Below are 26,411 nucleotides of genomic sequence, written 5' to 3' on the forward strand. Positions count from 1 at the left end.
CTACCGGCCGGGTCCACCCGATTCCCCACGTAGGGTCGGGCCCCATGACCGATCTCACCTCCCTGGCCGGTCGGGCGGCACTGGTCACCGGCGCCTCGCGGGGCATCGGGTACGGCGTCGCCGCCGCGCTGCTGGCGCGCGGCGCGTCGGTGACGATCACCGGCCGGCGCGCCCCGGAGCTCGACGCGGCGGCGTCGGGGCTCGCGGCGGGCGCGGGGGTCGGCACCGGCCGGGTGCTCGCCGTCGCCGGCAACGTCGGGGACGCGGCGCACCGGGCCGCCGCGGCGGAGGCGACGGTGGCCGCGTTCGGCTCGCTGGACGTGCTGGTCAACAACGCCGGGATCAACCCCCAGCACGGGCCGCTGGTCGAGGCCGACCTCGACGCCGTCCGCAGGGTCCTCGACGTCAACGTGGTCGCCGCGCTCGGGTTCGTCCAGCAGGCGCACCGGGTGTGGATGGGCGCGCACGGCGGCGCCGTCGTCAACGTCGCCTCGGTCGCGGCGTTGCGGCCCACCGGCGTCATCGGGGCCTACGGCGCGTCGAAGGCCGCGCTGCTCACCCTGACCGAGGAGCTGGCCGGCCAGCTCGGCCCCGGCGTCCGGGTCAACGCCGTCGCCCCCGCCGTGGTGCGGACGAGGTTCGCCGAGGCGCTCTACGCCCACGACGAGGCGTCCGTCGTCGCGGGCTACCCGCTGGGGCGCCTCGGCGAGCCCGCGGACGTCGCCGAGGCGGTGGCGTTCCTCGTCTCCGACGCCGCGTCCTGGGTCACCGGGGCCACCCTGCGGATCGACGGCGGCAGCCTGTCCGCCGGCCGGCACCGGCCGGGCCCGCGATGACGGGGACGAGGAGCGGGACGGCGTCGTCGAGCCGGTCGGGTGCCCCCGGAACGACGGTGGCCGACGTGCTGGTGCTCGGCGGTGGTCCGGCCGGGCGGGCGCTCGCGGCGGCGTGCGCGGAGGCCGGGCTGCGCACCACGCTCGCCGACCCCGCCCCGGAGCGGGCGTGGACGGCCACCTACTGCGCGTGGCCCGAGGAGCTCCCCCCGCACCTGCCCGCGGCGATGGTCGCGACCCGGCCGGAGGCGGTGGCCGTGCTGCCCGGCGGTGGCACCCGCGCGCTGGGCCCGTACGCGGTGCTCGACACCGCCGGGCTGCGCGCCCACCTCGACGCCCGGCTCGCCGGGGTCACGGTGCTGCCCGGGCGCGCCGCCGCCGGCGACGTCCGGCCCGACGGGCACCGGTACCGGGTGCGGCTGCACCCTCCGGGCGGCCGGGGCGGGAGCGGCGGCCCCGGTGACGGCGGGGCCCCGCGGGACGACACGGCACGCGTCGTCGACGCCGCCCTGGTCGTCGATGCCACCGGGGCACCGTCGCGGCTGCGCCCCGGCCCGGCGGGCGGGACCGAACAGACCGCGTGGGGCATCGTCGTCGACGAGCGGGTGGCCGCGCCGGTGGTGGGGCCCGGCGAGGCCGTCTTCATGGACTGGCGCTCCCCCGGCCCGCACCGCCCGGGGTGGACGGACTGGCCGACGTTCCTCTACGCCGTCCCCTACGGCGACGGCACCGTCCTGCTGGAGGAGACCTCCCTGGCACGACGGCCGGGACTGGGGCTGCCCGAGCTGCGCGACCGGCTCGCGGCCCGGCTCGCCGGGGCGGGCGTCGACGTGCCCGACACCGCCCCCGTCGAGCGCGTCCGCTTCCCGGTCGACACCCCGCGCGGCCCACGGCACCCCGTCGGGTTCGGGGCGGCGACCCCGCTGGTGCACCCCGCGACCGGGTTCAGCGTCGCCCCCGCGCTCGGGCTGGCCCCGAAGCTGGCCGCCGAGCTGGCCCGGCACCTGCCGCACGACCCGGCCGCCGCGACGACGGCGGCCCGCCGGCTGCTCTGGCCCCGGTCGGCCCGCGCGGTGCACCGCCTGCGCCGCCACGGTCTGCGCACCGTGCTGGAGATGCCGCCGCGGCTGGTGCCGGACTTCTTCGACGCGTTCTTCGCCGGCCGCAGCGGTCGCGCGTTCCTCACCGGCCGCGACGACCTGACCGGCACCCTCGCCGGGATGGCCGGGGTGTTCCGGGCCGCTCCGCCACCCGTACGAGCGCACATGCTGCGATCAGCCGCCGCATTTCACTCGAAAGGGCGATGACGGGAGGGGCTCAGGACAAGTTGATCGGATACCACGTAGTAACGTCGTCGCACGCGGTGACGCCGGCCGCAGGACCGGCGACGCGCGACCGTTCCCCGGGAGGCACCTGTGTCCGCATACAAGACCATCGTCGTCGGCACCGACGGCTCGTCGACGTCGTTCGCGGCCGTCGAGCGCGCAGCCGGGGTGGCCGCGGACAGCGGCGCGAAACTGGTCATCGTCTCCGCCTACACCCCGGCCAGCCGGGAGGATACCTCGGCCGCCGAGGACGCGCTGAAGGACGAGGCCTTCCTCGTCACCGGCTGGACCCCCGCCGAGGAGGCGCTGCGCGAGGCCTCCGACCGGGCCGCCGCCGCCGGCGCGAAGGACGTCTCGACCTCCGCCGAGGACGGCGCGCCGGTCGACGTCCTCCGCAAGGCGGTCAAGGAGCACAGCGCCGACCTGCTCGTGATCGGCAACCGCGGTCTGAACACCTTCTCCGGGCGGCTGCTCGGCTCGGTGCCCGCCGACGCGACCCGCCGTGCCGGCGTGGACGTGCTCGTCGTGCACACCACGTGATCGCGTGACGTCCGAACCCGGACCACCCCGTCCGCTGCCCGACCCCGCCTCGATCGACTGGAGCGAGATCGACGACGGGGCGCTGGACGAGTTCATCCTGGGCGCGCCCCGCGAGTTCACCCGCGACGAGCTGGTGGCGGCCGCGGGGCTCGACCCGGAGGAGTCGGGGCGGCTCTGGCGGGCGCTGGGGTTCGCGGACTCCGATCCGGAGGACCGCGTCTACACCCGCGCCGACCTGGAGGCGGCCAGCACCGTCGCCCGCCTGACCCGGGACTGGCTGCCCGACAAGAACGCCCGCGAGGCCGTCGCCCGCGCGGTCGCGCAGTCGCTGTCGCGGCTCGCCGAGTGGCAGATCGGCATGCTCGCCCAGGTCGCCGCCGCGCACATCGGCGAGCTGACCCCGCGCGACGCGGCCCGGCTCGCCGCCGACGTGCTGCCCGAGCTGGAGTCGCTGCAGTCCTACGTGTGGCGGCGCCACCTCGCGGCGACGGCGTCGCGCTGGGTCGCGGGGGCGCAGCGGATGGACGCCGCGGACATCGCGGCCGACACCTGGCCGCTGTCGGTCGGGTTCGCCGACATGGTCGGCTTCACCCGCACCACCCGCCGCCGTTCGATGGACGAGCTCGGCGAGATGATCGAGCGGTTCGGCTCGGTGACGACCGAGGTCATCGCGAACGGCCGGGGCCGGGTGATCAAGACCGTCGGCGACGAGGTCCTCTACGTCACCGAGCACCCCGCCGACGCCGCGGCCATCGCGCTCGGCCTGCGCGACCGGGTCCGGACCGAGCCGGCGCTGCCGCAGCTGCGGATCGGCCTCGCCCACGGCATGGTGCTGGCCCGCTACGGCGACGTCTACGGCGAGGTCGTCAACGTCGCGGCCCGGCTCACCTCCGAGGCCCGCCCGGACACGGTGCTGGTCGACAAGGAGATGTTCGAGTCGCTGCGCGACGACCCGCGCTTCGACCTGCGGCGGATCGCGACACTGCACACCCGCGGCTACTCCCACCTGCGGGCGTGGGCGCTGCGCGGCGCCCGCGAACGCTGATCCTTGACCTGAACCCGGGTCGAGGTGACAGCCTCGGGCACCATGACGAGCACGGTGACCACCTCCGCCGCCGCGTACCTCGACCTCCTCGGGGTCGACCGGGCGACACCGGACCGGGCGCTGCTCGACCGGGTCGTGACCGCGCACAACGCGACCATCCCGTTCGAGAACCTCGACCCGTTCACCGGTGTCGAGCCGCCGACCACCTCCGACGGCGTCGCGGCGAAGCTGGTGCACGGCCGGCGCGGCGGCTGGTGCTTCGAGCACAACCGCCTGCTGTACGACGTGCTGGGCGCGGTGGGGTACCAGGTCACCCCGCTCGTCGGCCGGGTCCGCCTCGGGCTGGCCCCGGCGGACCCGCCGACGTCGCGCACCCACCGGCTCACCCTCGTCGACACCACGGAGGGCCGCTTCACCGTCGACGCCGGGTTCGGCTCGACGGTGCCGACCACCGCGCTGCGGCTCGTCGCCGGGCTGGAGCAGCCGACCCCGCAGGCGACCTACCGCTACGCCCGCGACGACCACGGTGCCTGGGTCCTGCAGCGGCGCGGCAGCGGTGACTGGGCCGACCAGTACGTCTTCGACCTGGTCCCCGCCCCGGACGTCGACTTCGCGATGGGCTCCTGGTACCTGACCCACCACCCGGCGTCGCACTTCCGGACCGGGCTCGTCGCCGCGCGCACCACCCCGGAGCACCGGACCACCCTCGACGGGACCCGGCTCACCGTGCGCACCGCCGACGGCGACGTGGCGCGGCACGACCTCACCTCCCCCGCCCGGGTCCGGGACGCGCTGGAGGAGCACCTCGGTGTCGACACCGGCGCCGTCGCGGGGCTGGAGGACCGGCTGCGGGAGGTCTACTTCCCGTGAGACGACGACGGGCCGGACCCCCTGGTGGGGATCCGGCCCGTCGGGGGCGGTGCGGGGTCGTCAGACCCGGAAGCCGAGGGCCCGCAGCTGCTCGCGGCCGTCCTCGGTGATCTTCTCGGGGCCCCACGGCGGCATCCAGACCCAGTTGATCCGGACGTCGTCGACGAGGCCGCCGTCGGGACCGGCGGTGAGCGCGGAGCGGGTCTGCTCCTCGATCACGTCGGTCAGCGGGCAGGCCGCCGAGGTCAGCGTCATGTCGATGACGGCGGTCCCGCCGTCCCGGTCGATGCCGTAGACGAGGCCGAGGTCGACGACGTTGATGCCCAGCTCGGGGTCGACGACGTCCTTCATCGCCTCCTCCAGGGCCTCGAGGGTCGCGCCGTCACCGGCGTCGGCCCGTGCGGGCGGCTCGGGCATGCCCGCCGCGCCGCGCACCACGTCCTCTGAGGTGCTCTGTTCGGTGGTCTCGCTCATGCCGGACTCCCCTCGGAGTTCTCGATGCGGGCGTCGGTGCGGCTCACCGCGTCCTTGAATGCCATCCAGCCCAGGAGAGCACACTTGACCCGCGCCGGGTACTTGGCGACGCCGGCGAAGGCCACGCCGTCGCCGATGACGTCCTCGTCGGGCTCGACCCTGCCGCGTCCCTGGGCCATCTCCTGGAACGACGCCATGATCTTCCACGCCTCGCCGACCGGCTTGCCTGCGACGAGGTCGTGCAGCACCGACACCGACGCCTGGCTGATCGAACAGCCCAGCGTCTCGTAGGACACGTCGGTGACCACGTCCCCGTCGACCTTGACCCGCAGCGTGACCTCGTCCCCGCAGGTGGGGTTCACGTGGTGGGTCTCGGCGTCGTAGGGCTCGCGCAGACCGGCACCGTGCGGGTCGCGGTAGTGGTCCAGGATGATCTCCTGGTACATCTGCTGGAGCTGCACGTCACACCGTCCCGAAGAACGTCTGGGCGGCGCGCACCCCGTCGGCCAGCGCGGTGACCTCGTCCAGGGTGTTGTACACCGCGAACGACGCCCGGGCGCTGGCCACGATGCCGAAGCGCCGGTGCAGCGGCCAGGCGCAGTGGTGACCCACGCGGATGGCGACACCGGCGTCGTCGAGCACCTGGGACAGGTCGTGGGCGTGGATGCCGTCCACGACGAACGACACCGCTCCCCCGCGCAGCTCCGCCCCGGGCGGGCCGACGATGCGCAGCCCGTCGATCGCGGACAGCTGCTCGAGCGCGGCCGCGGTCAGCGACGCCTCGTGCGCGGCGACGGTGTCCATCCCGATCGCCCCGAGGTAGTCGACCGCGGCGCCGAGGCCGACGGCCTGCGACGTCATCGGCACCCCGGCCTCGAACTTCTGCGGCGGCGGCGCCCACGTCGCGCCCTCCATCCGGACGGTCTCGATCATCGAGCCACCGGTGAGGAACGGCGGGAGCGCCTCGAGGAGCTCCCGGCGGCCGTAGAGGACGCCGACCCCGGAGGGCCCGAGCATCTTGTGCCCGGAGAAGACCGCGAAGTCCACCCCGAGCCGGTGCAGGTCGACCGGCATGTGCGGCACCGACTGGCAGGCGTCGAGCACGGTCAGCGCGCCGACCGCGGCGGCCCGCTCCACCAGCTGCGCGACCGGCGCGACGGCGCCGGTGACGTTCGACTGGTGGGTGAACGCCACGACCCGCGTCCGGTCGCTGAGCCCGAGCGAGTCGAGGTCGATCCGGCCGTCGTCGGTGACGGAGTACCAGCGCAGGGTCGCGCCGGTCCGCCGGCACAGCTCCTGCCACGGGATGAGGTTCGCGTGGTGCTCCAGCTCGGTGACGACGACCTCGTCACCGGGGCCGAGCGCGAACCGTTCGGGGGCGGCGTCGAGCCCGGTCCGGACCGAGGCGTTGCCCAGGCCGTAGGCGACCAGGTTGATGCCCTCGGTCGCGTTCTTGACGAACACGACCTCGTCGTCGTTCGCACCGACGAACGCCGCGATGCGTGCCCGGGCGGACTCGTAGGCGTCGGTGGCCTCCTCGGCGAGCTGGTGCGCGCCCCGGTGGACGGCCGCGTTGTGCCGCTCCAGGAACGTGCGCTCGGCGTCGAGCACCTGGCGCGGCCGCTGGGAGGTCGCACCGGAGTCGAGGTAGACCAGCGGCTTCTCCTCGCGCACGGTGCGCGCGAGGATCGGGAAGTCCGCCCGGATCCGGGCCACGGCGTCGGCACCGAGAGCAGCGCCGGCGGAACGAGCATCGGCACTGTGGCCGGCCGTGGTCCCGGTTCCGTGGGTGAGGGTCATGGTCAGGCCAGTGCCTTCTGGTCCGCCGCCGCCTTGTCGGCCTGGGTGAACCGGACGTAGCCGTTCTTCTCCAGCTCGTCGGCCAGCTCGGGGCCGCCGGACTCGACGACGCGGCCGCCGGCGAACACGTGCACGCGGTCCGGCTTGATGTGGTTCAGGATCCGCGTGTAGTGCGTGATCAGCAGGACGCCGGTCTCGCCGCTCGACCGGTACCGGTTCACGCCCTCGGACACGACGCGCAGGGCGTCGACGTCGAGGCCGGAGTCGGTCTCGTCGAGCACGGCGAACTTCGGGTTCAGCAGCTCGAGCTGGAGCACCTCGTGGCGCTTCTTCTCACCGCCGGAGAAGCCCTCGTTGACCGAGCGGTCGGCGAACTCCGGGGAGATGTCGAGGCCGGCCATGGCCTCCTTGACCTCCTTGACCCAGGTCCGCAGCTTCGGCGCCTCGCCGCGGGTGGCGGTGGCCGCCGAGCGCAGGAAGTTCGCCATCGACACGCCCGGGACCTCGACCGGGTACTGCATGGCCAGGAACAGCCCGGCCCGCGCCCGCTCGTCGACCGACATCTCCAGGACGTTCTCGCCGTCCAGCAGCACCTCGCCACCGGTGACGGTGTACTTCGGGTGCCCGGCGATGGCGTAGGCCAGCGTGGACTTGCCGGAGCCGTTCGGCCCCATGATCGCGTGCGTCTCGCCCGCGCGGACGGTGAGGTTCACACCGCGCAGGATCTCCTTGGGGCCGTCCTCGGTCTCGACCGAGGCGTGCAGGTCCTTGATCTCCAGAGTGGACATCGGTGGTGGTCGCTCCGTATTCGGGAAGTGTGCGGAATCGGTGCCGAGCTGCGCTCAGACGCCGGTGAGCGCGAGCTCGGCCTCGACGGCCGCCTCGAGGCGCTCCTTGAGCTCCGGCAGCGTGATCTTGTTCAGGACCTCGCCGAAGAACCCGCGGACGACCAGGCGACGCGCCTGGTCCTCGGGGATGCCGCGGCTGCGCAGGTAGAACAGCTGCTCGTCGTCGAACCGGCCGGTGGCGCTGGCGTGGCCCGCGCTCACGATCTCGCCGGTCTCGATCTCCAGGTTGGGCACGGAGTCGGCGCGGCAGTGCTCGGTGAGCACCAGGTTCCGGTTGAACTCGAAGGTCTCGGTGTTCTCGGCGGCGGCCCGGATCAGCACGTCGCCGATCCACACCACGTGCGAGGAGTCCTTCGTCAGGCTCTGCAGCGCGTTCTTGTAGAGCACGTTGGACTTGCAGTTCGGCACCGCGTGGTCCACCAGCAGCCGCTGCTCGAGGTGCTGGCCGGCGTCGGTGAAGCCGAGCCCGACGAGCTCGGCGTCGCCGCCGGGGCCGGCGTAGCGCACGGTCGAGGAGACCCGGACCAGGTCGCCGCCCAGCTGGACCGTGGTGGCCCGCAGGGTGGCGTCGCGCCCGATCGAGTAGTGCTCGGCGCCCACGTGCACGGCGTCGTCGGCCCACTCCTCGGTCACGACCAGCGTGAGCTGCGAGCCGTCGCCCAGGACGACCTCGGTGTTGTCGGCCAGCACGCCCGACCCCCGGTGCACCACGACGACCGTGGCCTGCGTGTGCGGGGTGGTGCGGATGTGCAGGTGGCCGGCCGCCGTGACGCCCTCGCCGGGGCCGTCCACGGTGACGGTCACCGGGTCGAGCTTCTCCCCGTCCAGGGTGACCAGGGTGGCCTCGCCGAACCCGGACCAGGCCGCGGCGGCGACCCGGTCGAACGGGACACCGCCCTCGCCGATCCGGGCGTCGTCGCGGCCGACCTTCTCGACGGTCACCCCGGCGGCCTCGGTGACCGAGACCGGCGCGGTGCCCTCGAACGCGGCACTGCCGTCGTGCAGGCCCTTGAGCCGGCGCAGCGGGGTGAACCGCCAGTTCTCCTCGCGGCCACCGGGGACCTCGAACGCCTCCACGTCGAAGGACTGGAAGCGCTCGCCGGCCGAGGCGATCGGGACCTCGCCCTGCCCCTCCTTGGCGCCCTTCAGCTCGGGCGCGAGGCCGGCAACGTCACTCGTCGTCATCCGACGGAACCCTCCATCTGCAGTTCGATCAGCCGGTTCAGCTCCAGCGCGTACTCCATCGGCAGCTCGCGCGCGATGGGCTCGACGAACCCGCGCACGACCATGGCCATGGCCTCGTCCTCGGTCAGACCGCGGCTCATCAGGTAGAAGAGCTGGTCGTCCGAGACCTTGGAGACGGTGGCCTCGTGCCCCATCGACACGTCGTCGTTGCGGATGTCGACGTAGGGGTAGGTGTCCGAGCGCGAGATCGTGTCGACCAGCAGCGCGTCGCACTTCACCGTCGAGCGGGAGTTGCGTGCCCGCGGGTTGACCTGGATCAGGCCGCGGTAGGACGTACGCCCGCCGCCGCGCGCCACCGACTTCGACACGATCGTCGAGGAGGTGTTGGGCGCGAGGTGGACCATCTTGGCGCCGGCGTCCTGGTGCTGGCCCTCGCCCGCGAACGCGATCGAGAGGACCTCGCCCTTGGCGTGCTCGCCCATCAGCCACACGGCCGGGTACTTCATGGTCACCTTGGAGCCGAGGTTGCCGTCGACCCACTCCATGGTCGCGCCCTCCTCGGCCTTGGCGCGCTTGGTGACCAGGTTATAGACGTTGTTCGACCAGTTCTGGATCGTGGTGTAGCGGCAGCGGCCGCCCTTCTTGACCACGATCTCGACGACGGCCGAGTGCAGCGAGTCGGTCTTGTAGATCGGCGCGGTGCAGCCCTCGACGTAGTGCACGTAGGCACCCTCGTCGACGATGATCAGCGTCCGCTCGAACTGGCCCATGTTCTCGGTGTTGATCCGGAAGTAGGCCTGCAGCGGGATGTCGACGTGCACGCCCGGCGGCACGTAGATGAACGAGCCACCGGACCAGACCGCGGAGTTCAGGGCGGAGAACTTGTTGTCACCGGACGGGATGACCGAGCCGAAGTACTCCCGGAACAGCTCCGGGTGCTCCTTCAGCGCGGTGTCGGTGTCCAGGAAGATGACGCCCTGCTGCTCGAGGTCCTCGCGGATCGAGTGGTAGACGACCTCGGACTCGTACTGCGCGGCGACACCGGAGACCAGGCGGGCCTTCTCGGCCTCCGGGATCCCCAGCTTGTCGTAGGTGTTCTTGATGTCCTCGGGCAGGTCGTCCCAGGTGGCGGCCTGCTTCTCCGAGGAGCGCACGAAGTACTTGATGTTGTCGAAGTCGATCCCGGACAGGTCGGAGCCCCAGCGCGGCATCGGCTTCTTGCCGAAGATGTCGAGCGCCTTCTGCCGGAACTCCAGCATCCACTCGGGCTCGCTCTTCAGGCGGGAGATGTCGGCGACGACCTCGGAGGACAGGCCACGCTTCGCGATGGAGCCCGCCTCGTCGGAGTCGGCCCAGCCGAAGTCGTACCGGCCGAGCGCCGCGATCGTCTCCTCCTGCGTGAGCTCGGTGCGCACATCAGGAGTGGTCGTCATAAGGACTGCCTCCCTTTCGGGGACCGTGGTGGGAGAGGGTCCCGCCGTCGGCGGGGCCCCCTTCTTCTTGCACCTGCCGCACCTGCGCAGTGGGTCTTCCACTCACGGTGACGGAACGGCCTTGCTTCTTACCTCTCGCCCGCGCGAGGAGTTCGGGATCCTCGAGCGGGACGTGTGTGGTGCACGCGGCGTCGCCGCGGGCGATCGTGGCCAGCCGCTGCACGTGCGTGCCCAGGAGCTCGGCGAAGGCACGCGTCTCGGCCTCGCAGAGCTCCGGGAACTCGGTGGCCACGTGGGCCACCGGGCAGTGGTGCTGGCACAGCTGCACCCCGAAGCCGCCGTGGCGGGCCTGCGCAGCGTAGCCGCGGGCACTGAGCACCCGGGCCAGCGCTTCGACCCGTTGCGCGGGCTCCGCCGGAGCGGTCACCGCGTCGAGGTCGGACCCGAGCAGCTCGCGCACCCGGTGCCGGGCGAAGGCGTCGACCGCCTCCTCCCCCGCCGTCTCGGCGAGGAAGCGCAGTGCCTGGGTGGCCAGGTCGTCGTACCCGTGCCCGAACCGGACCCGGCCCGTGTCGGTGAGCAGGTACTCCCGGGCCGGACGGCCCCGGCCGCGCGGACGGGCGGACCGGGCCGGGGCCCGGACCTCCGCCTCGCCGTCGGCGATCAGCGCGTCGAGGTGCCGGCGCACGGCGGCCTCGGTGAGCTCCAGCTCGGCCGCCACGACGGCGGCCGTGACCGGACCCTGCTCCATGAGCACCCGCGCCACGAGTGCGCGGGTACCCGTGCCGGACCCGACGGGCACCACGGCGTCGCCGCCGACGCCGTGCCCGCAGGCAGGGTCGTCGAGGCGCCGCGGCGCTGTCCGGTCCGTTTTCACAACATCAGTGTTGCGTATATGGCCCGGCACGGCAAAACAGACCCCCCGCCGTGGTGACCGGGCTCACTCCACCCGCAGGTGAGGGCCGGTACCGGACCCCCCGTCACCGCACCACTAACCTCTCCTCCCATGGTGACGCCCGAGGTCGCCCCGCCCGGGCGCGACGACCCCCCGACGCGTGCGGCGCCGTCCGATCCCCCCGCCACACCGCCGTCGACCGGCCACCCGGCCCGGCGCGGCCTGCGTGAGCAGGCCCGGATCGCGCGGATCGTCGGTCTGACCGGCGCCCTGCTGATGGGGATCAGCGCGCTGGGCTCCGGGGCGTTCCCGGTACCGAACCCGCTCAACGGGCTGCGCGTGATCGGGCTCCCCTCGCGCAACGTCACCCTCGCGATCGCCGTCACCTACGCGGGCCTGCTCATGGTGGTCACGGCCTGGCTGTGGATCGCCCGGATGCTCACCACCCGCGGAGCGCACCACCCCGCGCCCGAGCGCCGCGAGCTCGGCCGCACCGCGATCCTGTGGGGGGTGCCGCTGGCGCTGGCGCCGCCGATGTTCTCCAAGGACATCTACAGCTACCTCGCCCAGAGCGCGACGCTCGCCCGCGGGATCGATCCGTACTCGATCGGTCCCGCGCAGGCGCTCGGCATCGACGACCCGCTGGTCCGCGGGATCCCCACGGTCTGGCGCGACACCCCGGCGCCCTACGGCCCGCTGTTCCTCGGCCTCGGCCGCGGGATCACCGCGCTGTCCGGGGAGAACGTGGTGCTCGGCATCCTCGAGCACCGGCTGCTCGCGCTGCTCGGCGTCGCCCTGATGGTGTGGGTGCTGCCCCGGCTGGCCTCCCGGTTCGACCTCGACGCCGGCCTGGTCCTGTGGCTCGGCGCGGCGAACCCGCTGGTGCTGTTCCACATGGTCAGCGGGATCCACAACGAGTCGATCATGCTGCCGCTGCTGCTGCTCGGGCTCTGGGTGATGCTCGGGCGCGACGACACCGTCCGGCCGTGGTGGCGGATCACCGGCGGTGCCGCGCTGATCGTCGCCGCGGCCTCGGTGAAGCTCCCGGCGCTGCTCGCGCTCGGCTTCGTCGGCGTGTACCTGGTCCGCAGGCGCGGCGGCAGGCTCCTCGACTGGGCCGTGATGACGGCCTGGCTGTCCGCGATCGCCGCGGCCGTGCTCACCTTCTTCAGCCTGGCCACCGGGCTGGGGTTCAACTGGGTGCGCGGGCTGTCCGCACCCAGCGTGCTCATCTCGCCCATGTCGATCAGCACCAACCTGGGGCTGCTCGCCGGGCAGGTCGGCCGGCTCGCCGGGCTCGGCGACCACACCGAGACCACGATGGGCCTGATGCGCAGCCTGTTCGTGCTGCCGATCGCGGTGATCGTGGTCGTGCTGCTGCTCGGCTGCCTGCGCGGGAGGGTCGACCCGGTCACCGGCACCGGCCTCGGGCTCGGCGCCGTCGTGCTGCTCGGCCCGGTCGTGCACCCCTGGTACCTGTTCTGGGCGCTGCTGCCGCTGGTCGTGACCCGGGCGATGCCGTTCTACCGCCGCGGCCTGCTGCTGCTGTCGGTCGTGCTCGCGCTGGCCGTGCCGCCCACCGGCGCCGACTTCTTCTTCCGCGGGTTCCAGCTGCCGCTGGCCATCACCGCGGGCGCCGCCATGTACACCCTCGCCCTGTACGTGGTCGCCCGGCTGATCCGCTCCCCCGGTGACGCCGGTGACCCGGCCCGCCCGGACGACGGCACCGGCACCCCGGGCGGCGCCACCGCCGGGACCCGCGCGCCGTCGGACCCGGAGCCCGCCCGGTGAGCGCCGCCCTGGAGATCCGCGGCCTCGTCGTGCGCTACGGACCCACGACCGCCGTCGACGGCATCGACCTCGACCTCGCCCGCGGCGAGGTGCTCGCCCTGCTCGGCCCGAACGGCGCCGGCAAGTCCTCGACCGTCGAGGTGTGCACCGGGTTCCGGGCGCCCTCGGCCGGACGGGTGCGGGTCCTCGGTCACGACCCGGCCGACGAGGCCGTCCGCCCCCGGGTGGGCGTCATGCCGCAGGGCGGCGGCGCCTACCCGGCCGTTCGGACCGGGGAGATGCTGCACCTGGTCGCCGACTGCGCCGCGCACCCGCTCGACGTCGACATGCTCCTCGACGTGCTCGGCCTGCGCCCGCGGGCGGGCACCCCGTACAAGCGGCTGTCCGGTGGGGAGCAGCAGCGCCTGGCGCTGGCCTGCGCCGTCGTCGGGCGCCCGGAGCTGGTGTTCCTCGACGAGCCGACCGCCGGTCTGGACCCGCAGGCCCGCCACCTGGTGTGGAACCTGGTCCGGGCGCTGCGCCGCGACGGCGTCGGGGTGCTGCTCACCACCCATCTGATGGACGAGGCCGAGCAGCTCGCCGACGACGTCGTCATCATCGACCACGGCCGGGTCGTCGCGCACGGCTCGCCCGCCCAGCTCACCGCGGGCGACCAGACCGAGCTGCGGTTCCGGGCCCGGCCCGGCATGGACGTCGCCGGTCTCGACGCCCGGCTGCCCGCCGGCTACGCCAGCTGCGAGACCTCCCCCGGCCGCTACCGGGTCCGCGGCCGGATCGACCCGGGCGCGCTCGCGGCCATCACCTCGTGGTGTGCCGACCAGGGCGTGCTCGCCGACGACGTCCAGGTCGTGCGCCGCAGCCTGGAGGACGTCTTCCTCGACCTCACCGGACGGGAGCTGCGCTCGTGACGACCCCCTTCCCCGAGGGCCTGTTCACCCCCGCCCCCGGCCGCGGCAACGCGCTGACCATGCTGCGGGCCCAGGGCGGCCTGGAGACCCGGCTCGCGCTGCGCAACGCCGAGCAGGTGCTGCTGACCCTGCTCATCCCGGCGGCGCTGCTCGCCGGGCTCACGCTCGTCCCGGCGGTGCCCGCCCCGGAGCCGCGGGTGGCGTGGCTGTTCGCCGCCATGCTGGCGCTGGCCGTGATGAGCTCGGCGTTCACCAGCCAGGCCATCGCGCTCGGCTTCGACCGCCGCTACGGGGCGCTGCGCAGGCTGGCCGCGACGGCGTTGCCCCGCTGGCTGCTGGTGTGCGGGCGGCTGGCCGCGGTCGCCGCCGTCGTCGTGATCCAGGTGGTGCTGCTCGGCGTGCTGGCGGCGCTGCTGGGGTGGTCCCCGGCCGGTGCCCGGCTCGACGGCGCCGCGCTGGCGGTGCTGCTGGGCGCGGCCGCGTTCGGGGCGCTGGGCATCCTGCTGGGCGGGACGCTGCGCGCGGAGATCGTGCTCGCCGTCGCCAACCTGGTGTGGTTCGCGCTGCTCCTGGCCGGTGGGATCGTCGTGCCGGTCGCGGACCTGCCGGGGCCGCTGGCGGCGCTCGCGCCGTGGCTGCCCTCGGGCGCGCTGGCCGAGGCGCTGCGCTCGGCCCTCGGCGCGGGAGAGTTCCCGGCGGCCGGGCCGCTGCTGGTGCTGACCGGCTGGGCGGTCGTCGCCGGGGTGGCGGCGTCGCGGCTGGTGCGCTGGACCTGAGCCCCGTCTTCTACGATGCGTAGTGTGCTGCTGTCGCGCGTGCCCTCCACCCCGCCGGTGCTGATGCGCCGGCTGGCGATCGCGAACCTCGTCGCCCAGATCGGGATCGGGGTGACCGGCTCGGTGGTCCGGGTCACCGGCTCCGGCCTCGGCTGCTCGACCTGGCCGCAGTGCGAGCCGGGCAGCATGATCCCGGTCGACCACGCCGAGATCGCGCCGCTGCACATGTGGATCGAGTTCTCCAACCGGCTGCTCGGCATCCTGGTGGTGCTCACCGCGGGCGCGGCGCTGCTCGGCGCGCTGTACACCCGGCCGCGGCGCCGCCGCCTCACCGGGCTGGCCCTGGCGATGCCGCTCGGCGTCGTCGCGCAGGCCGTCATCGGCGGGATCACCGTGCTGCTCGGGCTGGCCTGGTGGACGGTGATGCTGCACTTCCTGGCCTCGATGGTGCTGGTCTGGTTCGCGGTGCTGCTCGTCGGCGCCGCAGGCGAGGCCGACGACCCGGTGACCCGCACGGTCCCCGCCGGCGGACGCGGTCTGGTGCTGTTCTCCACCGCCGTGCTGGCCGTCCTGCTCGTCGCAGGGACCCTGGTCACCGCGGCCGGCCCGCACGGCGGAGACCCGGAGACCCCGCGCCTGGACGTGCCGATCCCCGCGCTCGCGCAGCTGCACGTGGACACGCTGTTCCTCTACCTCGGCACCCTGGTCGGGCTCGGGTTCCTGCTGCACGCGGTGTCCGCCCCGCGGGCGCTGGTGCGCCGGTTCCGGGTGCTCGTCGTGGTCGTCCTCGCCCAGGGCGCGCTCGGCGGGGTCCAGTACGCCCTCGGGGTCCCGGAGCTGCTGGTGTCGCTGCACGTGCTCGGCGCCGGGCTGACCGCCGCCGCGGCCGCCTGGGTGTGGGCCGGTACCGCGACCCGCCCGGCCCCGTCGACCCCGCGCCACCCCGACCGGCGACCCGGCGGACACCGCCGCGCCGGAGCCCGCCGCCGCGTCGGTCTGAGTCGGTCCGACCGGCCGCTGCACGATCGGGTGACACTCGGGCACTCTGGAGCCATGACCTCCGCATCCCGGTTGCGACGCGGCGGGATCGCCGTGGTCCTCGCGGCCGCCCTCGCCGTCGCCCTCACCGTGTCGCTGTCGGCGGGCCTGCTCACCACGCGGGCCTCCGCCGCCCCCGAGCTGCCGCCCGTCACCCCGGAGCAGCTCGTCGCCTCGGTCGTCGCCGCGGAGCCGGTCGCGCTGGCCGGCACCGTCGCCGTCGACAACCGGCTGGGGCTTCCCGCCGTGCCGGGACTCCCCTCCGACGGGCTGACCGACGGCACCTCCACCGCGCGGGTCTGGTCCGACGGGACGGGCGACGGCCGCCTCGCCGTCCCCAGCGACGACGGCGAGCGCACCTACGTCCGCGACGGCGCCACGACCTGGGCCTACGACTCCACCGACCGCACCGCGACCCGGTTCCCGAGCCGGGGACACACCCCGGACGCCGACGCCGCGAAGGACCCGGCCGAGGTCGCCCGGACCGTCGTGGCGCGGCTGGGCGCCACCAGCGTGCTGCGGGTCGACGGCACCACCGAGGTCGCCGGCCGCCCCGCCTACACCCTGGTCCTGGCGCCGAAGCCCGGTGAGCGCACCGTGCTGCGCGAGGTCCGCGCCGCCGTCGACGCGCAGACCCGGACCCCGCTGGAGCTGACCGTCCTCGGCGCCGGGACCGACCCGGTGCTGCGGATCGGGTTCGACGACGTCACGTTCGGCCCGCAGGACCCGGCCCTGTTCACCTTCACCCCGCCGCCCGGCGCCACCGTCCGCGACGGTACCGCCGGGACGGTGGAGCAGCCCGGCCCCGGGGGCCCCGGCGGCACGCCCGCACGGGCCGCCGCGCCGACCGTCGTCGGCGAGGGCTGGGACACCGTGGTCGTCGGCCGCGTCCCGCAGCGCTCCGGCGACCAGCGGGGCCCGGACCTGTCCGGGCTCGGCACCCCGGTGTCCGGACCGTGGGGCTCCGGCCGCGAGATCACCACGAACGCGGGCTCGGCGATCCTGGCCGGCGACGGCCGCGTCGCCGCCGGTGCCGTCGGCCCGGAGGTCCTCGGCGAGGCCCTGGCCCGGTGACGACCACCCGCTCCGCCCCCGCCGGCCACGTGGCGGACGGGGCCGCGGACGAGCAGCAGCCGGCCGCCCGCGTCCGGGACCTGCGCAAGGTGTTCGGGCGGGTCACCGCCGTCGACGGCGTGGACCTCGACGTCCCGGCCGGGTCGGTGTTCGGGATGCTCGGCCCCAACGGCTCGGGCAAGACGACGCTGATCCGGATGCTGCTCGGGCTGACCACGCCGACCTCGGGCAGCGTCGAGCTGCTCGGGCTCCCGGTACCGGGCGGGCTCGCCGCGACGCTCCCCGACGTCGGCGCGCTGGTCGAGGGGCCGGGGTTCCACCCGTTCCTGTCCGGGCGGGAGAACCTGCGCCGGGTCGCGGCGACCGAGCCGCGGCTCGCGCCGGGCGAGGTGCGGCCCGCGGTGGAGGCGGCCCTGGAGCGGGTCGGGCTGGCCGCGGCCGCCGGGCGCCGGTTCCGCGGCTACTCCCTCGGGATGAAGCAGCGCCTCGGGCTGGCCGCGGCGCTGCTCGTCCCGCGGCGGCTCGTCGTGCTCGACGAACCCACCAACGGCCTCGACCCGGCCGGGACACGGGAGATCCGGGCGATCGTCGCCGAGCTGCGGGCGGGCGGGGCGACGGTGCTGCTGTCGTCGCACCTGCTGCCGGAGGTCGAGGCGGTGTGCACGCACGTGGCCGTGCTCAAGCAGGGCACGCTGCTCGCGGCGGGACCGCTGGACCGGCTGCTCGGCGCCGCCGATGGTGACTGGGAGATCGCGACCACCGACCCGGCGGCGGCGCTGCGGGAGCTCGGGGCCGCGGGCGCCGACGCCCGGGCCGAGGGCTCGGCCGTCGTCCTGGCCGCCGACGCCGACGGGCCGCGGCTGTTCGCCGGACTCGTCGGGGCCGGGGTGGCGGTGCACGGGCTGGCCCGGCGCCGCACCGGCCTGGAGGAGCTGTTCACCCGGATCACCGAGGGCGACGCGTGAGCGCCCCGCCCGCCCCGCCCCGGCCGGTGTCGTGGCGGCGGCTGCTCGGGGCCGAGTTGCGCTGGGTGCTGCGCAGGCCCCGGACCTGGGTGATGGTCGCGCTGCTCGGGGCGGTGCCGGTCCTGATGGCGGTCGGGCTCGTGCTGGCCGACGGGCCGCGCCGCGGCCTGCTCTCGGAGGTCGTCGGCAACGGGCTGACCCTGCCCGTCGCGGCGCTGACCCTGCTGATGGCGCTGCTGCTGCCGCTGGTGGTCACCGTCGCGGCGGCGGACGCGATCGCCGGAGAGGCCGAGCACGGCACCCTGCGCGGGCTGCTGCTGGCCCCGGTGGGGCGGCTGCGGCTGGTCGCGATGAAGGCGTTCGGGGTGCTGGTGGTGGCCGCGGTCGCGGTCGCGGTGGTCTGCGTGGTCGGGCTGGTGGCGGGGTGGGCGCTGATCGGGCCCCCTGCGGTCGTCGGCGACGGCGGGGCGCTGCTGACGATGTCCGGCTCGGTGCTGGACCTGACGTCGGCCGTCGGCCGGATCGCGCTGGTCGCGCTGTGGACGCTGGGGCAGCTCGCCGCGGTCGGCGCGGTGGCGCTGGCGGTGTCGTCGTTCACCGAGCACCCGCTGGTGGTGCTGTCCTCGGTGCTCGGCGGGATCATCCTGTCCGGGGTGCTCGGCGCGATCCCCGCCCTGGAGCCGATCCGCCCGTTCCTGCTCACCGACGGCTGGTCCGCCGGGGTCGACGTGCTGCGCGACCCGCTGCCGACCGCCGGGCTCGTCTCGAGCACCGGGCTCGCGGCGGGCTGGTTCGCCGCCGCCGCGGTCGTGCTCGTGTCCCGGATGCTCCGCCGCGACGCGTGAGGGCATGATCGGGCCCGTCAGCAGCGGCGAGCGACGAGGAGGACACATGCGTGCGGTACGGGTGAGCGAGCCCGGCGGGTCCGAGGTGCTGGAGGTGGTCGACACCGACGCCCCGGTCCCGGGTGCGGGCGAGGTGCTGGTGGAGGTCGCCGCGGCCGGGGTGAACTTCATCGACACCTACCAGCGCGAGGGCATCTACCCGATGGAGACGCCCTACGTCGCCGGGCTGGAGGGCGCGGGCCGGGTCACCGCGCTGGGCGCGGACGTCGACGGTGTCGCGGTCGGGGACCGCATCGCCTGGGCCAACACCCTGGGCAGCTACGCCGAGCAGGTCGCCGTGCCCTGGGCGAAGGCCGTCCCGGTGCCCGAGGGCGTCGCCGACGACGTCGCGGTCGGTGCGGCGCTGCAGGGCATGACCGCCCACTTCCTGGTCAACGACTGCGTCCCGCTGCACGGCGGGGAGACGATCCTGCTGCACGCCGCCGCCGGTGGCGTCGGGCTGCTGCTCACCCAGCTGGCCGTCGCGAAGGGCGCCCGGGTGATCGCGACGACGTCGACGCCGGAGAAGGCCGAGCTGGCCCGCGGCGCCGGCGCCGCCGAGGTGATCGACTACACGGCCGTCGACGACCTCGCCGCCGCCGTCCGCGACCTCACCGGCGGCGCGGGCGTGCACGCCGCGTTCGACTCGGTCGGGCGCAGCACCTTCGACGCGAGCCTCGCCTCGGTGCGCCCGCGCGGCACACTCGTGCTCTACGGCGCCGCGTCCGGCCCGGTCGAGCCGTTCGACCCGCAGCGGCTCAACGCGGCCGGGTCGCTGTACCTGACCCGCCCGAAGCTGTTCGACTACATCGCCACCACCGACGAGCTGCGCACCCGCGCCGCCGCCGTCTACGGCGACGTCGCCGCGGGCCGCCTCGACGTGCGGATCGGGCACCGCTACGACCTGGCGGACGCCCGTACCGCACACGACGACCTGCAGGGCCGCCGCACCACCGGGAAGGTGCTGCTCGTCCCCTGACGGTTCCGGAACGGGGTCGGTCCGCCGCGCGGCGTGCGGTAGAACCGACGGCGTGACCGACACCCCCTTCCACGACCTCGACGCCTACGTCGCGCTCCCCCGCCTCGGCGGGCTCGCCCTGTCCCCCGACGGCACGCGGCTGGTCACCGGGGTCTCCGAGCTCGACGCCGACGGCACCCGCTACCGGACCGCGCTGTGGGAGGTCGACCCCGCGGGCGAGGCCCCGGCGCGGCGGCTGACCCGGGGCGCGGCCGGCGAGTCCGGGCCGGTCTTCACCCCCGACGGTGACCTGCTGTTCCGGTCGGCCCGGCCGGACCCGGACACGGCGGGCGAGGCCGAGCCGCCGACCTCGCTGTGGCGGCTGCCGGCCGCCGGCGGCGAGGCCGAACCGGCGGGGTCGCGCCCCGGTGGCATCTCGGACGTCGCCGTCGCGGCCGACGCGGGGACGGTGGTCGTCTCCGCACCGACCCTGCCCGGGTCGGTCACCACCGCCGACGACGAGCGGCGGCGCACCGCCCGCACCGAGGGCAAGGTCACCGCGATCCTGCACACCGGCTACCCGGTGCGGCACTGGGACCACGACCTCGGCCCGGACGAGGAGCGGCTGCTGCTCGCCCCGCCCCGCGCCGATGTCCCCCGTGGCGGCTCCGGGGAACCGGACGGGACCGACGCCGACCCCTGGACGGACCTCACCCCCGCGCCCGGCCGTGCACTGGACGAGACCTCCTTCGCCGTCTCCCCCGACGGGGCGCGCGTGGTCACCGGCTGGCACCGGGCGCACGGGCACGGCACCTGGCGCCCCGGGCTCGTCGTCGTCGACACCGTCACCGGCGCGCGCACCGACCTCACCACCGACGACGGCCACGAGTACGGCACGCCCCGGATCAGCCCCGACGGGCGCACCGTCGTCGCGCTGCGCGAGCGGGTGTCCACCCCGGAGACCGCGCCGCGGATCGACCTCGTGCTGATCCCGCTCGACGGCGGCGAGCCGCGCCCGGTCGCGCCCGGCTGGGACCGCTGGCCCACCTCGGCGCGCTGGACGCACGACTCGGCCGCGCTCGTCGTGACCGCCGACGAGGACGGTCGCGGCCCGCTGTTCCGGGTCGTGCCGGGCCCGACACCGCAGGACGACACCGTCACCCGCCTGACCGGCGACCACGGCACCTACTCCGACCCGTGCCCGTCGCCGGACGGGCGGTGGGTCTACGCCGTGCGCCACGCCTACGACGCTCCCCCGACCCCGGTCCGGGTGCCCGCCGACGGCCGCGACGCCGAGCCGGAGCTGCTGCCCGCGCCGGCGCAGGCGCCCGCGCTGCCGGGCACCCTCACCGAGCTCGAGACCACCGCCGCCGACGGCACCCGGGTCCGCGCCTGGCTGGTCCTGCCCGACGGCGCCGACGCCGCGCATCCGGTGCCGCTGCTGCTGTGGATCCACGGCGGCCCGCTGGCCAGCTGGAACGCCTGGTCGTGGCGGTGGAACCCGTGGCTGATGGCCGCCCGCGGCTGGGCCGTGCTGCTGCCCGACCCGGCGCTGTCGACCGGCTACGGCCAGGACTTCGTCCAGCGGGGCTGGGGCGCCTGGGGCGGGACGCCGTTCACCGACCTGATGGCGGCCACCGATGCCGCCGTCGCCCGGCCGGAGATCGACGGCACCCGCACCGCGGCGATGGGCGGGTCCTTCGGCGGTTACATGGCCAACTGGGTCGCCGGGCACACCGACCGGTTCGCCGCGGTCGTCACCCACGCCAGCCTGTGGGCGCTCGACCAGTTCGGCCCCACGACCGACCACGCCGACTACTGGCTCACCGAGATGACCCCGGAGATGGCGCAGGCCCACAGCCCGCACCACCACGCCGACGCGATCGTCACCCCGATGCTCGTGATCCACGGCGACCGCGACCACCGCGTCCCGATCGGCGAGGGCTTGCGGCTCTGGTGGGACCTGGTGTCGCGGCAGGCCGACCCGGCGGCGAACCCGCACCGGTTCCTGTACTTCCCCGACGAGAACCACTGGGTGCTCGCGCCGAACCACGCGAAGGTCTGGTACCGGACGGTGTGGGCGTTCCTGGACCACCACGTGCTGGGCGAGGAGTGGGAGACCCCGGACCTGCTGCGGTGAGCACCGGTCCGGGCGCGGTCGCGGTGGCACGGGACCGCCGCGACCGCACCGAGCCCTGGCTGCGGGCGTTCCTGCGGCACGACGACCACGACGTGCCCGTCCCCGGCCCCGCCGTACCGGGTCCGCTCGCCGGCCTGCCGATCGCGGTGAAAGGGCTGCACGGGCACCGCACCCCGGCCGTGCGCGCGCTGCTCGCCGCCGGTGCCGTCCCGATCGGGGCGACCTCGGTGCCGCGTCCGGGCGGCCACCAGACGTGGGGATGGACCGACCGGGGCCCCACCCGCAACCCGTGGCGGGCCGACCGCTCCCCCGGTGGGTCCTCCGCCGGATCCGCGGCCGCCGTCGCCGCCGGAGTCGTCGGGATGGCCACCGGCTCGGACGGCGCCGGGTCGGTCCGCATCCCCGCGGCCTGGTGCGGCGTGCTCGGCTACAAGCCGACCGCGGGGCTCGTCCCGTCGGCCGACCCGCGCGGTCTCGCGGTACCCGGTGTGCTGGTACGGGACCCGGCACTGCTGCGGCCGTGGCTCGACGCCGTCGCCCGCCCGCGCCGGCCGGCCCGGCCGGTGGCGGCGCCGGCGACGGCGGTGTGGTCGGCCGACCTCGGTCTCGACGCCGAGCCCGACCCCGTGGTGGTCGCGGTCGCCGCGACGGCCGCCCGGGACCTGCTCGCCCGTGCCGGGATCACCGAGATCGCGACGCCGGTCCGGCTGCCCGACCCGGCCCCGGCGTGGGCGGCGCTGCGCGCGGGACGAGTCGCGCCGCGGACACCCGGCGAGGCCGTGCCCGCCACGGTGTTCGCGGCGGCGGACCTGCTGCTGACCCCGACCACGCCCGCCGGCCCGCACGGCCACGACGGTCCCGGCGGCCGGATGAACGTGGCTCTGACGTGGGCGTTCAACCTGTCCGGCCACCCGGCGGTGAGCGTTCCCGCCGGTACAGGACCCGACGGCTGCCCGGTCGGGCTGCAGATCGTCGCCCGGCACGGGGCGGATGCGGCGCTGCTGGACCTGGTCGAGCGGGTGGTCCCGCCCGCGGCGGTCGCCCCCGCGCCGGGCCGTGGGTGACCGGTCAGAACAGGACCGGCAGCCCCAGCGCGGCGTCGACGGCGATCGCCGCGAACAGCACGCACAGGTAGATGTTCGACAGGTGGAACAGCGGCATCGGGGAGATCTCGCCGCCGGACCTCACCTGGTGGTGCAGCCGGTGCGCCCGGTACACGAAGTACGCCCCGCCGAGCAGCGCCACCGCGAGGTACACCCACGACGTCGCCGGCAGCAGGAGCAGGCTCCAGGCCACCATCACCCAGCTGTAGACCACGATCCGCACCGACACCGCCGGCGCGGGCGCGACGACCGGGAGCATCGGCACCCCGGCGGCGGCGTAGTCCTCGCGGTAGCGCATCGCCAGCGCCCAGAAGTGCGGCGGCGTCCAGAAGAAGATCACACCGAACATGACCAGCGCGGGCCACTCGACGGTGCCGGTCACCGCGGCCCAGCCGATCACCACCGGCATGCAGCCCGCGGCGCCGCCCCACACGATGTTCTGCGAGGTCCGCCGCTTGAGCAGCATCGTGTAGACGAGGACGTAGAACGCGATCGCGGCCAGCGACAGCACGGCGGCCAGCCAGTTCGTGGTCAGGCCCAGCCACACCGAGCTCAGCGCGGCCAGGACCAGGCCGAACACCAGCGCGTTGCGGGTGGGGACCTGTCCCCTCGCCAGCGGGCGGCGGGCGGTACGCGCCATCTTCTGGTCGATGTCGGCGTCCACGACGCAGTTCAGCGCGTGGGCCGCGGCCGCGGCCATCGCGCCGCCGACCAGGGTGGCCGCGATCAGCACCAGCGAGGGCACACCGCGCTGGGCCAGGAACATGGCGGGCACGGTGACCACGAGCAGCTGCTCGATGATCCGCGTCTTGGTGAGGCCCAGATAGGCCGCCACCGTGGCGCGGACGCGCGCGAGACGCCCGGTCGGTGCCGGCGGCACCACCACGGTCGTCGCGGGGGGCGTCGCCGCCGGCGCGGCGTCCGGCCCGGCCGGGACGTGCTCGGCCGGGACACCGGCCTCGTCGGCCCGGCTCCGCCCTGACGCGGGTGCGCTCACCTGTCCGTACCTCGCTCGGTTCGACGTAGTGATCCCGTGCCGCGCCGCCCGAGGGGCCGCACCGGCTCGGTGCCGTGGACACGGGGTGGTCGCCGCGGTGGCGACCTCCCTAGTTCTACAGCGCGTCGATGCTAACCGGTGGCATGCGCCGCGGGCCCGCCGGGTACGCCGACACCGGCGGCCCGGTCCGCCGATCGCCACGAGGCGCAAAGCCGCAGGCCGCGGGCGTGAGCAGTAGGGTGTTCCGCGTCGGGGCGGCGACGATGCCGCCAGGTGATCCGGGTCGCACCACACACCCGCCGACGTCGCCGCCGCGGAACGGCCGCGACCACCGGGCGGGCATCCGGATCCACGACCGGCAGACCGACATTCGTCGACGCGAGTACAGGAGCCATCGCCTTGTCCGACACCGCTACGTCCCCCCACGCCGGGGACGGCGCCGTCGCCGCGCTCACCCGCGCGCACGTCCCCGACGACTGGACCGACCTCGACCGCAGGGCCGTGGACACCGTTCGTGTACTGGCCGCGGACGCGGTCCAGAAGTGCGGCAGCGGACACCCCGGCACCGCGATGAGCCTGGCCCCGCTGGCGTACACGCTGTTCCAGCGCGTCATGCGGCACGACCCGGCCGACCCCGACTGGATGGGCCGCGACCGGTTCGTCCTGTCCGCCGGGCACTCCAGCCTCACCCTCTACATTCAGCTCTTCCTGGCCGGCTACGGCCTGGAGCGGGAGGACCTCGAGCAGCTGCGGAAGTGGGGCTCGCTGACCCCGGGCCACCCGGAGTGGGGCCACACCCGCGGTGTCGAGATGACCACCGGCCCGCTGGGCCAGGGGTTGTCCTCGGCCGTCGGCATGGCGATCGCGGCCCGCCGCGAGCGCGGCCTGTTCGACCCGGACGCCCCCGAGGGTGCCTCGCCGTTCGACCACCAGATCTACGTGATCGCCTCCGACGGCGACATCGAGGAGGGCGTCACCTCCGAGGCGTCGTCGCTGGCCGGTCGCCAGGAGCTGGGCAACCTCACGGTGATCTACGACGCGAACGAGATCTCCATCGAGGACGACACCAACATCGCCCTCAACGAGGACACGGCCAAGCGCTACGAGGCCTACAACTGGCACGTGCAGGTCGTCGAGGGCGGCGAGAACGTCACCGGCATCCTCGCCGCGCTGGAGGCCGCGAAGGCCGAGACCGACCGCCCGTCGATCATCATCCTGCGGACGGTGATCGGCTACCCGTCGCCGAACAAGATGAACACCGGCGCCGCGCACGGTGCCGCGCTGGGCGACGACGAGGTCCGCGAGGTCAAGAAGGTCCTCGGGTTCGACCCGGACCAGGAGTTCGAGGTCGACGACGACGTCCTCGCCCACACCCGCGCGGTCGGCGAGCGCTCGCGCGCCGCCCACGACACCTGGCAGGGCACCTTCGACGAGTGGGCGCAGCGCGAGCCGCAGCGCAAGCAGCTGCTCGACCGGCTGCTCGCCAAGAAGCTGCCCGAGGGCTGGGAGTCCGCGCTGCCGTCGTTCGACGTCGACGAGAAGGGGCTGGCGACCCGCAAGGCGTCCGGTTCGGTGCTCGGCGCGCTCGCCGAGGTGCTGCCGGAGCTGTGGGGCGGCTCGGCCGACCTCGCCGAGTCGAACAACACCACCATGAAGGGCGTCGACTCGTTCGGCCCGAAGTCGGCCTCGACCGGTATGTGGTCCACCTCGCCGTACGGGCGCACGCTGCACTTCGGTGTCCGTGAGCACGCCATGGGCGCGGTCCTCAACGGCATCGCCCTGCACGGCCCCACCCGCGCCTACGGCGGCACGTTCCTGGTCTTCTCCGACTACATGCGCCCGTCCGTGCGGCTCGCGGCGCTGATGAAGACCAACCCGATCTACGTGTGGACCCACGACTCGATCGGCCTGGGCGAGGACGGCCCGACCCACCAGCCGATCGAGCACCTGGCGTCGCTGCGCGCGATCCCCGGCCTGTCGGTGGTCCGCCCCGGCGACGCCAACGAGACCGTGTACGGCTGGAAGGCCGCCCTGGAGCGGCCCGACGGCGGCCCGGTCGGCTTCGCGCTGACCCGGCAGAACGTGCCGACACTGGCCGGCACCTCCGCCGAGGGCGTCGCCCGCGGTGGTTACGTGCTCGAGGAGGCCTCCACCGGCGTCCCGCAGGTCCTGATCGTCGCGACCGGCTCCGAGCTGCACCTCGCGGTCGCGGCACGGAAGAAGCTGGAGGCCGACGGCATCGGCACCCGTGTCGTGTCGCTGCCCTGTTTCGAGTGGTTCGCCGAGCAGGACCAGGCCTACCGCGACTCGGTCCTGCCGCCCGCGGTGAAGGCCCGGGTGTCGGTCGAGGCCGGCATCGCGATGCCGTGGCACGCCGTCGTCGGCGAGGCCGGGCGCTCGATCTCCATCGAGCACTTCGGCGCCAGCGCCGACCAGGCCACCTTGTTCGAGAAGTTCGGCTTCACCCCCGACACCGTCGTCGACGCCGCGCGGGAGACCCTCGCCGCGACGTCGGACTGAGAGGAGCGA

The 26,411-nt window shown here is 74.8% G+C and carries 23 protein-coding genes; 15 read left to right on the forward strand and 8 right to left on the reverse strand.

The annotated features are described in order from the left end of the window. Positions 1-44: 44 nt before the first annotated feature. The 5 genes from ZF1_RS15300 to ZF1_RS15320 all read left to right on the forward strand — a co-directional run bounded on the left by ZF1_RS15300 (position 45) and on the right by ZF1_RS15320 (position 4,613). Positions 45-836 carry an SDR family oxidoreductase gene (locus tag ZF1_RS15300; protein ID WP_405416894.1) on the forward strand — a complete coding sequence of 264 codons (792 nt, stop codon included), beginning with the start codon at positions 45-47 and terminating at the stop codon, positions 834-836. Between the two features lie 56 nt (positions 837-892). Next, positions 893-2,140, forward strand: a complete 1,248-nt coding sequence (locus tag ZF1_RS15305) for a lycopene cyclase family protein (RefSeq protein ID WP_476651565.1) — start codon at positions 893-895, stop codon at positions 2,138-2,140. 108 nt (positions 2,141-2,248) lie between these two features. Further along, positions 2,249-2,698, forward strand: coding sequence for a universal stress protein (locus tag ZF1_RS15310; protein ID WP_476651566.1), 450 nt, complete (start codon positions 2,249-2,251; stop codon positions 2,696-2,698). Positions 2,699-2,702: 4 nt separating this feature from the next. After that, positions 2,703-3,743, forward strand: a complete 1,041-nt coding sequence (locus tag ZF1_RS15315) for an adenylate/guanylate cyclase domain-containing protein (protein ID WP_405416888.1) — start codon at positions 2,703-2,705, stop codon at positions 3,741-3,743. A 42-nt stretch (positions 3,744-3,785) separates the two neighbouring features. Beyond that, the gene (locus tag ZF1_RS15320) at positions 3,786-4,613 is read left to right on the forward strand and encodes an arylamine N-acetyltransferase (protein ID WP_244327050.1); all 828 of its coding nucleotides are present in this window, start codon (positions 3,786-3,788) and stop codon (positions 4,611-4,613) included. Positions 4,614-4,673: 60 nt separating this feature from the next. On the opposite strand, the gene ZF1_RS15325 is transcribed toward ZF1_RS15320, so the two are convergent. The 7 genes from ZF1_RS15325 to ZF1_RS15355 are packed head-to-tail and all read right to left on the reverse strand — an operon-like array spanning position 4,674 to position 11,158. After that, positions 4,674-5,087: a metal-sulfur cluster assembly factor gene (locus ZF1_RS15325; protein ID WP_020624271.1), complete on the reverse strand. Its 414-nt coding sequence runs from the start codon at positions 5,085-5,087 to the stop codon at positions 4,674-4,676. Beyond that, the gene (gene sufU, locus ZF1_RS15330; RefSeq protein ID WP_062395379.1) at positions 5,084-5,548 is read right to left on the reverse strand and encodes a Fe-S cluster assembly sulfur transfer protein SufU; all 465 of its coding nucleotides are present in this window, start codon (positions 5,546-5,548) and stop codon (positions 5,084-5,086) included. The genes ZF1_RS15325 and sufU overlap by 4 nt, the downstream gene beginning before the upstream one ends. Position 5,549: 1 nt before the next feature. Continuing rightward, positions 5,550-6,887 (reverse strand): cysteine desulfurase, encoded by a 1,338-nt coding sequence (locus ZF1_RS15335; RefSeq protein ID WP_482637594.1) that lies wholly within the window; start codon positions 6,885-6,887, stop codon positions 5,550-5,552. Between the two features lie 2 nt (positions 6,888-6,889). Further along, positions 6,890-7,675, reverse strand: coding sequence for a Fe-S cluster assembly ATPase SufC (gene sufC, locus ZF1_RS15340; RefSeq protein ID WP_253067930.1), 786 nt, complete (start codon positions 7,673-7,675; stop codon positions 6,890-6,892). A gap of 54 nt (positions 7,676-7,729) precedes the next feature. Continuing rightward, complete coding sequence (sufD, locus tag ZF1_RS15345; RefSeq protein WP_224402333.1) at positions 7,730-8,920, reverse strand: Fe-S cluster assembly protein SufD; 1,191 nt, start codon at positions 8,918-8,920, stop codon at positions 7,730-7,732. Next, positions 8,917-10,353, reverse strand: coding sequence for a Fe-S cluster assembly protein SufB (gene sufB, locus ZF1_RS15350; RefSeq protein WP_062395386.1), 1,437 nt, complete (start codon positions 10,351-10,353; stop codon positions 8,917-8,919). The genes sufD and sufB overlap by 4 nt, the downstream gene beginning before the upstream one ends. Then, positions 10,337-11,158: a helix-turn-helix transcriptional regulator gene (locus ZF1_RS15355; RefSeq protein ID WP_476654891.1), complete on the reverse strand. Its 822-nt coding sequence runs from the start codon at positions 11,156-11,158 to the stop codon at positions 10,337-10,339. Before ZF1_RS15355 ends, sufB begins: the two co-directional genes overlap by 17 nt. Before the next feature lie 201 nt (positions 11,159-11,359). Between ZF1_RS15355 and mptB the strand changes: the two genes are divergently transcribed. Genes mptB through ZF1_RS15400 form a run of 9 tightly spaced genes read left to right on the forward strand, consistent with a single transcriptional unit; the run spans position 11,360 to position 22,846 of the window. Continuing rightward, the gene (gene mptB, locus ZF1_RS15360; protein ID WP_482637595.1) at positions 11,360-13,039 is read left to right on the forward strand and encodes a polyprenol phosphomannose-dependent alpha 1,6 mannosyltransferase MptB; all 1,680 of its coding nucleotides are present in this window, start codon (positions 11,360-11,362) and stop codon (positions 13,037-13,039) included. 29 nt (positions 13,040-13,068) lie between these two features. Further along, entirely contained in the window at positions 13,069-13,947 is an 879-nt protein-coding gene (locus tag ZF1_RS15365; protein WP_482638710.1) for an ABC transporter ATP-binding protein, read from the forward strand. Further along, positions 13,944-14,723, forward strand: a complete 780-nt coding sequence (locus ZF1_RS15370) for an ABC transporter permease (protein WP_405416878.1) — start codon at positions 13,944-13,946, stop codon at positions 14,721-14,723. Before ZF1_RS15365 ends, ZF1_RS15370 begins: the two co-directional genes overlap by 4 nt. Positions 14,724-14,747: 24 nt before the next feature. Continuing rightward, on the forward strand, positions 14,748-16,835 hold the full coding sequence (locus ZF1_RS15375) for a COX15/CtaA family protein (protein WP_482637596.1): 2,088 nt from the start codon (positions 14,748-14,750) through the stop codon (positions 16,833-16,835). After that, positions 16,832-17,800, forward strand: a complete 969-nt coding sequence (locus ZF1_RS15380) for an ABC transporter ATP-binding protein (protein WP_482637597.1) — start codon at positions 16,832-16,834, stop codon at positions 17,798-17,800. The genes ZF1_RS15375 and ZF1_RS15380 overlap by 4 nt, the downstream gene beginning before the upstream one ends. After that, positions 17,797-18,645, forward strand: a complete 849-nt coding sequence (locus ZF1_RS15385) for an ABC transporter permease subunit (protein ID WP_482637598.1) — start codon at positions 17,797-17,799, stop codon at positions 18,643-18,645. Before ZF1_RS15380 ends, ZF1_RS15385 begins: the two co-directional genes overlap by 4 nt. A 46-nt stretch (positions 18,646-18,691) precedes the next feature. Continuing rightward, on the forward strand, positions 18,692-19,663 hold the full coding sequence (locus ZF1_RS15390) for a quinone oxidoreductase family protein (RefSeq protein WP_405416868.1): 972 nt from the start codon (positions 18,692-18,694) through the stop codon (positions 19,661-19,663). Positions 19,664-19,715: 52 nt separating this feature from the next. Beyond that, complete coding sequence (locus ZF1_RS15395; protein ID WP_100877642.1) at positions 19,716-21,782, forward strand: S9 family peptidase; 2,067 nt, start codon at positions 19,716-19,718, stop codon at positions 21,780-21,782. Next, the gene (locus ZF1_RS15400; RefSeq protein WP_482637599.1) at positions 21,779-22,846 is read left to right on the forward strand and encodes an amidase family protein; all 1,068 of its coding nucleotides are present in this window, start codon (positions 21,779-21,781) and stop codon (positions 22,844-22,846) included. Before ZF1_RS15395 ends, ZF1_RS15400 begins: the two co-directional genes overlap by 4 nt. 4 nt (positions 22,847-22,850) lie before the next feature. Here the strand turns inward: ZF1_RS15400 and ZF1_RS15405 are convergent, their stop codons facing one another. Next, positions 22,851-23,771: a heme o synthase gene (locus ZF1_RS15405; RefSeq protein WP_251782977.1), complete on the reverse strand. Its 921-nt coding sequence runs from the start codon at positions 23,769-23,771 to the stop codon at positions 22,851-22,853. 510 nt (positions 23,772-24,281) lie between these two features. On the opposite strand from ZF1_RS15405, the gene tkt reads away from it, so the two are divergent. After that, on the forward strand, positions 24,282-26,402 hold the full coding sequence (gene tkt / locus ZF1_RS15410) for a transketolase (protein ID WP_405416863.1): 2,121 nt from the start codon (positions 24,282-24,284) through the stop codon (positions 26,400-26,402). Positions 26,403-26,411 lie beyond the last annotated feature (9 nt).

The organism is Pseudonocardia sp. ZF1, from assembly GCF_056835605.1.

Bases quoted from the DNA above. Each gene is read 5' to 3' on its own strand.
- mptB (WP_482637595.1), top strand. From the start codon at position 11,360: ATGGTGACGCCCGAGGTCGCCCCGCCCGGGCGCGACGACCCCCCGACG.
- ZF1_RS15300 (WP_405416894.1), top strand. From the start codon at position 45: ATGACCGATCTCACCTCCCTGGCCGGTCGGGCGGCACTGGTCACCGGC.
- ZF1_RS15325 (WP_020624271.1), bottom strand. From the start codon at position 5,087: ATGAGCGAGACCACCGAACAGAGCACCTCAGAGGACGTGGTGCGCGGC.
- ZF1_RS15390 (WP_405416868.1), top strand. From the start codon at position 18,692: ATGCGTGCGGTACGGGTGAGCGAGCCCGGCGGGTCCGAGGTGCTGGAG.
- sufD (WP_224402333.1), bottom strand. From the start codon at position 8,920: ATGACGACGAGTGACGTTGCCGGCCTCGCGCCCGAGCTGAAGGGCGCC.
- ZF1_RS15320 (WP_244327050.1), top strand. From the start codon at position 3,786: ATGACGAGCACGGTGACCACCTCCGCCGCCGCGTACCTCGACCTCCTC.
- ZF1_RS15335 (WP_482637594.1), bottom strand. From the start codon at position 6,887: ATGACCCTCACCCACGGAACCGGGACCACGGCCGGCCACAGTGCCGAT.
- sufC (WP_253067930.1), bottom strand. From the start codon at position 7,675: ATGTCCACTCTGGAGATCAAGGACCTGCACGCCTCGGTCGAGACCGAG.
- sufB (WP_062395386.1), bottom strand. From the start codon at position 10,353: ATGACGACCACTCCTGATGTGCGCACCGAGCTCACGCAGGAGGAGACG.